Source organism: Vibrio sp. 10N.239.312.D08 (assembly GCF_041466145.1).
Classification (GTDB): domain Bacteria; phylum Pseudomonadota; class Gammaproteobacteria; order Enterobacterales; family Vibrionaceae; genus Vibrio; species Vibrio crassostreae_C.
Genome location: NZ_JBFSSD010000001.1, coordinates 180,464 through 192,585, shown reverse-complemented (window position 1 = coordinate 192,585; position 12,122 = coordinate 180,464). Strand labels below are relative to the sequence as shown.

Genomic DNA, 12,122 nt, shown 5'->3' with positions numbered 1-12,122 from the left:
AGTACCTCAAACCAAAAGGAACTACTTCATGAAACCTATTAACCAAAAAACTCAATACAACCTAGACGCTTACATCGAGCTAAGAAAAGAAAGATACGTATTACAGAACGGCCGAGATACTGTCATTTTCGCACCAAGTGAAGACTACGGTTGTTCTTTCGATACTCTGTTAAATATGTTCGTTCAGTTTGTCCCAAAATCACTGTTCTACAAGCTTCTTCCTGAAGCGAATCCTGTTTTCAACTTAGAGTTAACAGAAGATATGTGGAACGACTTAGTATGGGAATTTAAAACTGGCTGTCGTACTTCTAAAGCTCTTCAAGAATTCCCGGTATTGCCTGCATTTGGTATGTGCGAAAAGCACAAAGGTATTCAGTTACTCTCTCTTGAGTATGTTGATTCAACCTTAACCCAAGTGATCGCAACCGAGATATTTGATAACGGTGAGACGGTAAAAACACTGTACCCAAACTATGAAGTTGCTTGTGTTGAGCAGTTCCGTATGGGGTATAGAGAATGTGAGAACATGCAGCGTTACGACCAGTTACAGGAAGCCTATTATGAAGTGCCAGAACAATCGACACTCGAATACACTTTCCGAGGCCTAACGTCATCAACAACTGACTGTAACCTCCAGACTTTCTGGAAACACCTACTCCGAGACTTGGCGCTTACTCAAGAAACGCACTTGATGCCTAACAAAAAGGATCAAGAAGCTTTCATTCGTAAGATTCAACATCGACTAGGACTCATGGGAATCGCCTCTCATTTCACTGCTAATATGTCATACCGCCAGTGGAAGATGATCTACGACGAATACAGTTTTGCTCAATTTATGAATAACCAACCAGAGGATTAAAGCTATGTCATGCTGCCGCTATTGCGAAGATGGCTGGCTATGCACAAGCGGTTGTATTTTGAATGGTCTAAAAGCCAATCCTAATGCTGATCGCTATGCTGCAAAACGCCGCAAAGCCGAAACTCAGGTTCATTTCAAAGAAGAGAACAAAGCCATATCACCAGTACGAGATCATAAACATGATTAAGATTAACCCTAAAACCCCAACCCGCGAACAACAGCTAAAAGATGACCCAAAGACATCCTTGTGGTTGGCTCGTCTGGTAAGCAGTCTGGATTCACAAGATCTTAATTCGCTAAACCAACTCATTGCAGACACCGCAACTCTAACAAGCGTTTTAAATGAGCGCAGAGAGCAAATGAAAGGCGATAACCCTTACATTGGTACCGCAATCGACAAACAGGACTACTTTGGAGCTTACCGCTACTTAGTCGCAGACATCTACAAGACTGAAAAGGCTTGCGATGCAGTTACGACTATTGTGGAACAACTAGAGTTTAATTCTCCTGAAGAACTGGCTAATGAGTATCAGGCATTATCATTGAGATATGCGAATCTCTTATTTGCCATAGGGTTCTCAGAATCGATTCAAGAAAGTTTGACTGACTTTTCTCGATATCTAGATCCAAAACTCCGCCCTGGCGTGGAATAAACAAGAATCCGACTTGTGCTCTTTTGAGCACAGTCGGATTTTTTTTGCCCTTAAACTCTGATCGCCAATAGTCTCAAGGAAGTCAGACGCATTCCTTTGATACAATGCCCACATAGAGCAAGAATGAACACTAGGTATCAAATGAACGCCGCCAAAAAAATGAACACCTTATGTCTAGCATTGAAAAATGGTTCTAGAGAGCTTATTGGTTTTAATCTGCCAATTGCCTCTCCAGAAGACCATGATAAGGCTCAAACGTTTATTGAAGAACTGATGGAGCAGGGCGCTGATCAAAGCCAAATTGAACTCATCAAATTTTTTGTTCGCCAGTATCAAGAGCAAAACTACATAGAATTACCCCAGCTTAAAGGTGTTAAGTTGCTCAAACATTTGATGGGACGATACAATATTAGAGGTTCCGACTTGCCTGAAATTGGCTCTCAGCCCTACGTTTCGCGTATAATCAAAGGCAAATCCAAACTGCAAACGCATCACATAGAACGGCTAAGCAAGCGGTTCAAAATCCCAAAAGAGGCTTTTCTCGAATAATGGCTCATAAATATATTCTACTCATTTTCATAACGCTGCTGGTGGCCAAAACATCCTATTTCATTGGGTCCATCCTGTTCAACGATTCAGATGCTGTTACACGTTTAGCGGGCACTATCGTAGTTGCTATCATAGTGTATGCGTTTTCGATCCTCATTTTACGTAGAGCCAACGTGCTAAGGGTGGAAGGACTTGATCGACCACAGCAATTGGATGATGACAGGGATGATTAGTTCTATTAGTAAGCCACACGACGCCGTGGCCTTGCTACCACTCGCCTTGCTATTAACCATCGTTGTAGTTGCCAATCTGCTGATTCTTATTCCCTATATCAAAAAGCATTTAAGCAGCGGAAAGGCGGGGTTGGTGACAATGTTTCACGATGGAGCGTACTTCCTATCATTCATTAGCTTAGTGATGCTACCTATCACCCTTTGGGAATCATTCGCTATACCGGCCTGGACAATTTTCTTCCCATTAATGTACGTATGCTTTGGTATGGCGATACAATTCATCTGCACCAATTATCATCAGTGCATACGCGACCCCAACACCACAGGTGCGATGAAGGGCTTTTACGTGTTTTTTTCAAGCAATTAAGTGGCCTTTTTGGATAAGATCAGCAAAGCAGAATTGCAAGTAAAAACCCGGCAGCGACAGTATGGTTGTTTCAACTTCTCTTTAAAATTCATATCCTACAGGGCAGAGCAACAGTGGTAACAAAAATCATTTTTTGGGGAATTGTCACCATCGGCCTTGGTATCTACCTCTTTAAGCCTGATAAAAGAGAAGATGAAATTACAGATTTCAATGAACTGATGCCCAAACCAGATCCGCTATTTCCCGTAAGCAAATTAGATCGTCCAAGCAATCTAATCACAGTGGCATTCAACCCAAACAAACCAACGATATTCATAGACATTGATGGCGTTTTTCACCGGTACCAAAACGAATCTTTTGAGTGCCGGCATTTCTTCGAGGCATTAGTAGAAGAGTTTTCTGAACTTCAATTTGTGCTTTCTTCAACTTGGCGCCATGACGCAGACCAAGAATATCTAGAAAACAAATTCGGTAGCGCATTAAGCTCACGCCTGGTGGGGGCGACTCCATTTCTTTCAGGCCGACCTTACAGAAGGCAGTGCGAGATAGAGCAGTTTGTTAACGATTTACGACTATCCAACTACATAGTAATTGACGACACCGCTGAAATATTCACTGGACAGTGGGATAAACTGGTCCTATGCGATAAGAGCGAGGGCTTTAGTTCATTTGAATCTAATTTGGTGAGAGATTGGTTGTGTCGAACGCTAAATCTGTAATAGCAATGCTGAAAAGGAACAACTCACATTGCTTAGCAAACCCTCTTACCGTATTATCAATCTTGTTCGTTAGCGGTATGCCGCTTCCTAGAGACCTACCTCTATTTGCTTGGCCAGATAAGCAATCGCCTCATTGGTGACAGTACACAGTCTGCGTGGGCAATATATTTATACCCAAAAATCTTCTTAAGATGGTTTATCAAAGCCATACCAAGTCTTTTATAAACCCTATCTTTTTCTATTCTCTATAGATCATCGCCACCAGCTGCATTAGCTCCGCGTTACATGCTTAAAGTGCCGACATGCTCTCAACATGAGATAACAACCGAGACATAACTCTATTAATCAAATAGAGCCCAAAAACCAAGCCTAGAGGCACTATTCATTGCCTCAAGCAATAGTAGTGTCTTAACCACAATTAGGAACTACTTATGCTACTAAAAGAAGCAACAACCCTAAAACCTACCTTTGCTGACCGCACACTAGAAAATACGGATTGCATTAAATTCATGTTCAATTACAACACTTAAGGCAATGATACCGATCTAGCTGATAACATTAGCAAAATCGAACTTAAACACGAGTCAGGCCGCAAGCATACGCTACATACCGGAAAAGTTGTTTGCCTTGCTGATAGTTTGAATGGTGAATACTCAGGCTTTGTTGAAGCAAAGCTCGAAGACACCGAAGTATCAATTATCGAACAAGAACAGGAAGAACCCCTAACTATTGCAGATCTACTGAGCGGAGAAACAACCGTTAGCTACTATGCTGGCAGCGATTCCGACTCAGCTTCACCGGCATACTGTCATTTAACCTTTATGGTCGGTGACGAAAAGCTATACATTCCTGCATACGTAGACTAGCAAACCCCAAAAGGGCACACACGGCCCTTGATAGGTCGTAGTGTCACAACCAAAGAGACTACGACTATAACGGTCATAGTCTCTTCTATACCTAACCAACGAAGAAGAGAACTACTATGAAACCAACAATTATCACCAAAAACGTCCCAAACTGGAAAGCTGCGCAAGAACTTATGAATGACCTCGAAGCTAAAGGGATTGATCACACCTCGTTCCCGGTACCAATGTCTGGAGCATTCAATGTCGTTTGGGCCCAACTTTCCAAAGACGAATCTATGACAGTCCCTTTGATGGATTGGCAGATGTTCGAGTCACCTGACGAATGCGAAGAAGATCAGAAAACCAAGTACAGCATGGATATCTCTGTAGGTAATCAAACCTATATCGATATTTCCAACGCTGATACTCAAGAACCTGTCTTTGGATTTATCCTTGAGATCAACAAAGGTGTTCCAGCGCTTCATTTGGATACTTTTGGCAGTGACGCTAAATTGCATATTCACGCTACAAAAGAGGGCTTGATCCTTTCTCCAGATTTTCCTTCTGTGAAATTCAAACAAGCTCCGGTTTCTAAGTATAGCTACAACGAGGATCTTTCACTGATAGTGGAGGACACTGGTTTTGGCAAGATGCCTACAACTATCGATCAAAAACCCCTTGGCAAATCGCGAAGTGGTGTTTTGCCCTTTGGTTGTGACATCTAATACGAGGAAATTTGTATGCTTAGAATTCATAAATGTGATGAGAGAGTCCATTGCTTGTTAAACTCGTACAAACGTGGCTATTAAAAGCTACCTAACGGAATACCAAGCACCGACCAAGATCAAGACAACCTCCTTTATCTCTTACTGCTTAACGCCCCAGAGTTACTACCAGCCACTGTTACTATTGGCACACATACTGGAACAGCAGAAATAGAGCAGGGTGGAAATATCGTCGATTTTCTTGATCGACTCTGTAGCGATCGCATTCCAATGCCAGATTTCTCAGAGCTTACGGACTTTGATAGCGCTAAACAAAACGCTAGCAGTATTGGGCTTTTATACAGTGAGTTAGATTACAGCACCAAAAATGCTATAGATCGCGCACTAATCCCTGTCAGACTACTAGCAAACCCAACCAAACCTCAGCGCTCTTTATTTAGAAAATTATTGCTCGCTGAAATTAATCGTTAAACCAGGCTTTATGCCACCTACCCAGAGGGTACAACTACCCTATGGGATAGCTGTACCCCTTTAAAACCAACAAAGGAGCTACGGCTATTATGAACTACCAAAATCTACATCAATTTGTAACTGAATCTGTACTGAAAGAAAGAATTGCTATTCATTTCGATCCTACGCAAGACCTGACTGCTCAAGTGGCGGGACGTCTTACCGGTAGTTTGGAACTGTCTTTGTTTAATCCATTTCATTCAGATTTAACAGCCATCGAACTCCCTGACTTTGTTTGGTCTTATTGCACTCAGTTTATGATTACCAAAGAGGGGAGTCTTGGTTACCCAAACTTGTACAAGGGCAACCTGCCTCTAGTTGCTGTCAACCAAACTTCAACAAAGCGTATTCGTATTTCAAAATCCCAAATGTCTTACAATGAGTATCTAGTAAACGAAGAGGGTCATGTAGACACTACCGACCACTTCTTTAAATCACTAGATGACATTAGCATTTGGATGTTCGAAAACGGGTACTCGCTGTGCAGCAAAACCACACACAAAGAGGCAATCAAGAATAAATTCGATTGGGGCAGTTACAGGGTTATCAATCATCAGCAAATTGAGCAGCTGGTGGCCAACACAGTAGCGCTTGCTGAAATCGTTGATAATCCTAAGCTGATATTAGGTAACGTTATATTTCCTTCACACAAGGAACAAATTAACAACTTCTTAGCATGGTTGGAGCAACGAGCATCAATTGCGTTATTCAAATACAATATTGAGTTCAATAGCGACACCTTCAAGTTACCTTTGCGTTTATGGACTGTTCTTTACGGACTGTTCGACGCTGAGGTAGAACCGGGAAACTGGAAGCTTGAGAAGTACAAAGATGTTCCAAGCAATCTTAAAGCAGCTTACGACTATGTGCGCTCTGTAATTTGGGCTAACGACCGTTGTAGCTTCGTCACAATCAATGATCCTTTTCCTTACCCGGATTCAAGTGCATTCGCATCAGAACGTGAAATGTTCATTGAATACGTCGGAATGGCCAAATCTTATTCGGAATACCAACTGAATAAGGGATTAATCCGTAATGATTTAGATTGTTTTGAAGAACTCTTGAGCTATATCTTTCCATCAAATCTACCAAATGATGGGTTAAACGTAGACTCTGATGATTTCTATTCCGCGGCTTCTGCGGAATTTTGTGACTGTCAGTGCACTGAACCCAATTTGGAGTTGGAGGATACTGCAACGAATGATCTTGTTGCGGTCGATCTCGATACTCCATTCCGAGGCCGAGATAACTCAAGATACATTGTGTGTATCGGTAAATGCAAAAATTGTGAAGAGCAAGTGACTTTCGTTCGCGGCGTAGGAAGCTTCAACACAATTGGCAATACCAATCTTCTTAAGGCACTTAATGATTCAATCGGATACTTAGCGGCGTCAAATAAGCTTGAAAAGTTCGAATTAAAATCATTAAGTAAATTGAGAGAACTAGGAGTCAGAACTTCGCTATCTGACTTTGACAGTCAGTGCGCGCCTGTATCGACACCTACAGAGCCAAAACTGCGTTATGTAGATACTGACCTTTAAAACTTAAATAAACCACCCTAGAGGGCTATCTACGCTCTCTGGCGTAGTAGTCCCTCTCAAGCATGAGGAACTAACATGAACATCAAATCCACTCAAATCAACCTACCTTACATTTACATCGTGACTGCACGCACAGACCTACTGACCTTAATGGCAGAAGACCTTGATGCAGTAAACAAACACGAAGAAATGAAAATACGTCTAAAGCAGGAAATTTCAGGTAAGACATTTCGTTCACTAAATGAACTTGAACAGTCAGTAGAGCAGCATACGTTGGAGACCACTGAGATCAAGGTCATTGAAATTAGCGAACGTTATAGAGATGGCCTACACCCTGTCGATAACGATTTCATGTGTTTCGCAGTAGTAGATGAAAACTCTAACCTTCTAAATTTACAAGCCTTTGACCTTGATAAAGCCAAAAATCAAATCCAAACGAATTTTGGTGATCTAGTCATCGCGTTTGAAAATAAAGAAGAACTTCGAATAGATGTAAGAAAAAAAACGCTTGAGAAGATGGGATGTATAATTACACACCAATCCTCTCTACTTAGTGCTTTGGATTCCATCTGTTCGTCACCATTAAGTATGATGAACCGTGAATTTGACTTCATTAGAATCAAACAATCAGAGTTGGCAACCATACGCGGAGACGTGAAAGGGCGCCACTCCACTTGGATCAAAAAAACTGAGAGCTTTAATGGCTACAACATAGACCTATCATTTAGTGGTATTTGCCATTTGAATGAAGCCGTTGTTGAGTTTTTAGATCGTGGTTTTAACCTTCGCACACAAGAAGGGAGAGTATTGTTTAACGACAACTGCTACCCTGGAGTTGTGCGGTTTCAAAAAGCACCTGATACACCATTTAAGAAGTCAACACTTAGCTTCTTATCATCAGCTTCGGAATCACTAGTTTCATTCCATAGTGCTTAAATAACAAGATAATGAAACACCTACCAATTGGTAGGTGTTTTCATTTCAATTGAATCAACATTTGACTCAACAGACCATAATTGACTGTTGCTAATTCAACGTTTAATATCTATGAACTGAATCGGCCGAGTGGTTCAGTCATTTCATCAGCTAATCATTAGCAATCTCGCGTGGGCTATCTACCTATATACATAAAAAAACGACTTGATAGGATTTATCAAAGCGACATTGATCATCACGCTTGAATAAACCCTATCTTTTTCTATTTCTTATAGATTATTGCCACCAGCAGCATTAGCTTTATCGCTACATGCCTACAGTGCCAACATGCCCTCAACATGAGATAAAAACCGAGATAAACTGTCATTTAGACAAAAAAACCAACCCATAGGGAGTTAATTCCTATTGGGAGTAGCTCATCTTTTTACTTTAGGAGCTACATGAACAAACACCCGAACACCAAATACAACCAAATAAACTACGATCGTTCACATTCGAATGATGATGCTCCAAAACCCAAAGATCATCGCGTTACTTACATTACAGTAGTGACAGATGCTAGTTTTGCCCTAACACCAACGTATGGGGTTACGGCGGGCACTTACGTCTAGGGGAACGGGTAGCACCAAAATGGTTTAAAGCAGGTGGGATAAGTGGAGCTAACAACTCAACTGACGCTGAAAGAATTGCTTTAAACGATGCCATTGAACACCTTATCAACATCAAAGGTACTAACGTTCACGGTGCACTCAAAGGATGTGTAGTGATTCTACAGTGCGACAACCTCGATGCTTTAGAGTCTTGCAACTGGCAAGTTCTGAAGAGTAAAGGTTACGCCCTCAACGCCTCACTAAAACACATCAAAGGACACACTCAAAACACCACTAAGCGAACAAAAGTGCACAACACTTGCGACCAATTAGCAGGTGAAAGAATGCGAGCTTATCGTCGTAAACTACTTCAAGCATAAACCATCAGGGCTTCTGACTCCCTGCTGGGGTTAGTCGCCTATTCTATAGGAGCTACACACATGCGCCAAAACATCCTTAATTCCCAACTCGTCAATATCAACGGTGATGTTAAATCTTGCCAATTTTCAGCTTTTTTCAAAGACCAATATCTTGAAATAGAAGCTAAGAAGCAGGGCACACAATACCTACGAAAGACGTTATCTCTACCCGACAACCTTATTAACGAACGCACCCCTGAATCCATCTGTCTAACCATTGAAGGTAATAGCAAAATGCTTTACCTACACTGGGTTGACCTAAAAGATGTACTAGTGAACGTTCAGAACAGCATTTTTTACGGTCAATCAGTAATCGTAAACAGACGCACTGAACATGGTGAAAGTACATTCAAACTTGTATTTCTACCAGCTAGCCACAAGGAAATTGAAATCGTATCAGCGATCAAGGTTGATGGTTGTTTTCTCAATGATTCAAATGTATCTACTGAAGTAATTCAATTCGCCCGCGACATGGGTATTTGGAATACTGAAGATAATGAACCTGAAGTGTTCCACGAACATACAATTGCGCTATACAAAACAATCGAGCTACAACAATTACTGGGTAAATCTAGTGTTGTTACCGCTCATCGCGTTGTTAATGCACATGGAGAATACGGCTATGCAAAATAAACAAAATCAAACTCTACTGATCGACGGCAAAACATTCCAAAACTTCAAGGCTGAAGGCGTGTTTTCGGTTGATTACCTAGAACACTTACTTAGAAATCATAGTGTTATAGAGCAGAGTGAAGAAGATGAAGATGAGCGTTCTATTCAAGTCAATGATGGTTTGGGACTAAAACTAAACGTTGACTGTGAAGTTGGCTCTATCTATATGAATCATAATATCAATGATTTGATAGATAACAGCGGTAACTCGATTGCTGCTTGTTATGGTGTTGATGAGCTAATCATCGACTTAACCAGCGACTACTTAGCCGTTCATCACTAACATATCCCAAAAGGGGCTATTCCCCTTGCTGGGTGTAGCTTCATTATTTTTTTAGGAGCTACAATGAAAACAGTAACAATTACCGCCAAAACATACCACAAAGGTAACCAATTCAAACCTGCTACAGTTTACTATCCGAACTCAAATCGTCGCCTAGCCGCGATGATCGATGAAGAAGAAAAACTTGTGGGTCTTGATACCGATAGTGTATACCATCCAGAAGGAGGGCATAAAAGCGTCTCACAAATCACTGAAACAGATCAGTGTCTCGTTGAGGGCTCACGCTACTATCAATACCCTTGTCGTCATACATATGGCAACCAGTACATGATCGTTTTCAATGAAGACGCTCTAACTGAATAAACCCCAATCGGGCTACTAATCCCGACTGGGTAGTAGTCCATTTAACTTACATATCGAGAGACTAAATATGACTACTGCAATCAAACTACAACCATTTTACACTGATGATCTTAAACTACGTCAACGCACCCACTTTAAGGCCTTCAAAGAGGAGTTAAATGAACAAGTTCTCCTGAAAGACTTTTCAGAAAAATCATGCTGCACTATCTGTAAATCTGAACCTCACTTTACAGATAAAACATGTGCTTGCGTTCAACTTACTTCTCGTATGTGTAAGCTCATGCTTAAGCATTTAAAACCTGAGTTCAAAAAGCAATCCATGCAGATGGTTGCCCAAATGATCACTCTATATCTACCAACATGTGTAGACAGCATGATTGATGTAATGACTGAAAATAATGCTAATGAGCTAGAAAATGGATTAGCTGAAGTAACAATTAAACCGCTAAAAGCTTTTGATTTTGGTATCGAACACCAAAACCTACCAATAGCAGTTTTTGTCAATGATGCTTTGGTTTTTGTTAGCACATCGTGTACATACAGCAGCTGTTCAAGAGCTATTGAAACGTACATGAATTCGTACTAAGGAAATAAAATGTTTGATAGCTACAATTACGAATTTATCTTTGTAATCAATCCAAACGGTCACTTCTTCGTTCTAGAGCAAGAAGTACATACGCATCCATACAACAAGCTAAGCAAAGAGGATCTAATCAAGCATGGTTTGTTCGTGTTTGATTCACTTGAATCAATGCTAGAGTCTGCAAGTACGAGTCATGATCTTCCGGTCCAAGACCTAGAAGGGAATGAGATTGTATTTAAACAGATTGATGGCGAGTGGTCTGAAACTTGTCGTGACCATCATTGGAGTGTGAAAGACCAAATCGAAGACAAAGAACTTGGAGAATTGACATTTCTTCAATTTTTGAGTCAATACGAAGCTTAAATTTCCATAAACTTCAAACCGCAAGGTATCATCCTTGTGGGTGGTACCTTTTTAAACAAGTAACTACCCATGAAAAAAGACACTATCCAACCTGACAAAAGTGCCATTCATAATCGTCCTGAATACCGAAATTTCTACAGAATGTTAATGCTGCAAAACCCTGCTTATGAGCATTCGAGTAAGGAATTTAGGAACCAATATGGTCATAGCGACTGTGCCATCTTCGCGAAAGCAATATCAACGGAACTCACATTAGCCAAAGTGCCACACTCCATAACAGGGATGCTCCAGAACGGTTCCAACCCTGTGCATTGGTACGTGAACTTTCATTGTAATAAGACCAACCAGCAAGCGTTTATTGACGCTTATGGGATTACTTTCAATGAGAAAAGCATCCACAATAGATACGGGCTTGACCCGGATGAAGATGCTACCACTTTGGTGAGTTTTAAGATTGGAGAAGTCTCATGCGATGCAGCAGATTTCAGAAATGCAGTCGAAACCCAAATTCCTACAGGCTTGTCCTCAAGAGGAATTGGATACTTATTCGACAAAATCGTTATAGACTTTGCTGATCATATGATGGAAACATTAGTGACAGATACAACTCGTCAAGCGACACTTTATTAAACTCTTTTCCGTGAAACGATCACCTATAAACTTTGGCTTGAACGCCAAAAATGGTTTCGTGAAACGGACTCTGAACAAAAGCAGGAAATGCTCGAAACACTCGATAATCTATTACGCGGATTAAAACGCAAATCTAGATTATTAAAACCTAACGTACTTTGGGAGAGAGCAGTGGATCATTGGATGTCAACAGACCTAGAAAATGACCAAGGCCCAACCTCATGGCAATGGATATATTCAACCATCGATCAGTACCGCACATCTCTTGGTGTAACTTGCTCA

General features: G+C 41.0%; 18 protein-coding genes. All 18 read left to right on the top strand.

Going from position 1 to position 12,122, the window contains the following annotated elements:
- Window positions 1–28 precede the first annotated feature (28 nt).
- The 18 genes from AB6D58_RS00945 to AB6D58_RS00860 all read left to right on the top strand — a co-directional run bounded on the left by AB6D58_RS00945 (window position 29) and on the right by AB6D58_RS00860 (window position 11,840).
- Window positions 29–859, top strand: a complete 831-nt coding sequence (locus tag AB6D58_RS00945) for a hypothetical protein (protein WP_372156161.1) — start codon at window positions 29–31, stop codon at window positions 857–859.
- 4 nt (window positions 860–863) lie between these two features.
- On the top strand, window positions 864–1,046 hold the full coding sequence (locus AB6D58_RS00940) for a hypothetical protein (protein ID WP_372156160.1): 183 nt from the start codon (window positions 864–866) through the stop codon (window positions 1,044–1,046).
- Window positions 1,039–1,512 (top strand): hypothetical protein, encoded by a 474-nt coding sequence (locus AB6D58_RS00935; protein WP_372156159.1) that lies wholly within the window; start codon window positions 1,039–1,041, stop codon window positions 1,510–1,512. Before AB6D58_RS00940 ends, AB6D58_RS00935 begins: the two co-directional genes overlap by 8 nt.
- A gap of 141 nt (window positions 1,513–1,653) precedes the next feature.
- Window positions 1,654–2,061 (top strand): type II toxin-antitoxin system HigA family antitoxin, encoded by a 408-nt coding sequence (locus tag AB6D58_RS00930; protein WP_372156158.1) that lies wholly within the window; start codon window positions 1,654–1,656, stop codon window positions 2,059–2,061.
- A 192-nt stretch (window positions 2,062–2,253) separates the two neighbouring features.
- The gene (locus AB6D58_RS00925) at window positions 2,254–2,661 is read left to right on the top strand and encodes a hypothetical protein (protein WP_372156156.1); all 408 of its coding nucleotides are present in this window, start codon (window positions 2,254–2,256) and stop codon (window positions 2,659–2,661) included.
- Window positions 2,662–2,774: 113 nt separating this feature from the next.
- Window positions 2,775–3,380, top strand: a complete 606-nt coding sequence (locus AB6D58_RS00920) for an HAD domain-containing protein (protein ID WP_372156155.1) — start codon at window positions 2,775–2,777, stop codon at window positions 3,378–3,380.
- Window positions 3,381–4,018: 638 nt separating this feature from the next.
- Window positions 4,019–4,246 carry a hypothetical protein gene (locus AB6D58_RS00915; protein ID WP_372156154.1) on the top strand — a complete coding sequence of 76 codons (228 nt, stop codon included), beginning with the start codon at window positions 4,019–4,021 and terminating at the stop codon, window positions 4,244–4,246.
- A 116-nt stretch (window positions 4,247–4,362) separates the two neighbouring features.
- A complete protein-coding gene (locus AB6D58_RS00910; protein WP_372156153.1) occupies window positions 4,363–4,950 on the top strand; it encodes a hypothetical protein in 588 nt (195 codons plus the stop codon).
- Between the two features lie 560 nt (window positions 4,951–5,510).
- Window positions 5,511–7,001 carry a hypothetical protein gene (locus AB6D58_RS00905; protein WP_372156152.1) on the top strand — a complete coding sequence of 497 codons (1,491 nt, stop codon included), beginning with the start codon at window positions 5,511–5,513 and terminating at the stop codon, window positions 6,999–7,001.
- A 75-nt stretch (window positions 7,002–7,076) separates the two neighbouring features.
- On the top strand, window positions 7,077–7,937 hold the full coding sequence (locus AB6D58_RS00900; RefSeq protein ID WP_372156151.1) for a hypothetical protein: 861 nt from the start codon (window positions 7,077–7,079) through the stop codon (window positions 7,935–7,937).
- Between the two features lie 440 nt (window positions 7,938–8,377).
- Window positions 8,378–8,548 (top strand): hypothetical protein, encoded by a 171-nt coding sequence (locus AB6D58_RS00895; protein WP_372156150.1) that lies wholly within the window; start codon window positions 8,378–8,380, stop codon window positions 8,546–8,548.
- Window positions 8,549–8,700: 152 nt separating this feature from the next.
- On the top strand, window positions 8,701–8,907 hold the full coding sequence (locus AB6D58_RS00890; RefSeq protein ID WP_372156149.1) for a hypothetical protein: 207 nt from the start codon (window positions 8,701–8,703) through the stop codon (window positions 8,905–8,907).
- A gap of 60 nt (window positions 8,908–8,967) precedes the next feature.
- The gene (locus AB6D58_RS00885; protein WP_372156148.1) at window positions 8,968–9,579 is read left to right on the top strand and encodes a hypothetical protein; all 612 of its coding nucleotides are present in this window, start codon (window positions 8,968–8,970) and stop codon (window positions 9,577–9,579) included.
- Window positions 9,569–9,901 (top strand): hypothetical protein, encoded by a 333-nt coding sequence (locus AB6D58_RS00880; RefSeq protein WP_372156147.1) that lies wholly within the window; start codon window positions 9,569–9,571, stop codon window positions 9,899–9,901. Before AB6D58_RS00885 ends, AB6D58_RS00880 begins: the two co-directional genes overlap by 11 nt.
- 63 nt (window positions 9,902–9,964) lie before the next feature.
- On the top strand, window positions 9,965–10,264 hold the full coding sequence (locus AB6D58_RS00875; RefSeq protein ID WP_372156146.1) for a hypothetical protein: 300 nt from the start codon (window positions 9,965–9,967) through the stop codon (window positions 10,262–10,264).
- A gap of 67 nt (window positions 10,265–10,331) precedes the next feature.
- Window positions 10,332–10,850 carry a hypothetical protein gene (locus AB6D58_RS00870; protein WP_372156145.1) on the top strand — a complete coding sequence of 173 codons (519 nt, stop codon included), beginning with the start codon at window positions 10,332–10,334 and terminating at the stop codon, window positions 10,848–10,850.
- A gap of 9 nt (window positions 10,851–10,859) precedes the next feature.
- The gene (locus tag AB6D58_RS00865) at window positions 10,860–11,210 is read left to right on the top strand and encodes a hypothetical protein (protein WP_372156144.1); all 351 of its coding nucleotides are present in this window, start codon (window positions 10,860–10,862) and stop codon (window positions 11,208–11,210) included.
- A gap of 69 nt (window positions 11,211–11,279) precedes the next feature.
- A complete protein-coding gene (locus AB6D58_RS00860) occupies window positions 11,280–11,840 on the top strand; it encodes a hypothetical protein (RefSeq protein WP_372156143.1) in 561 nt (186 codons plus the stop codon).
- Window positions 11,841–12,122: the final 282 nt, after the last annotated feature.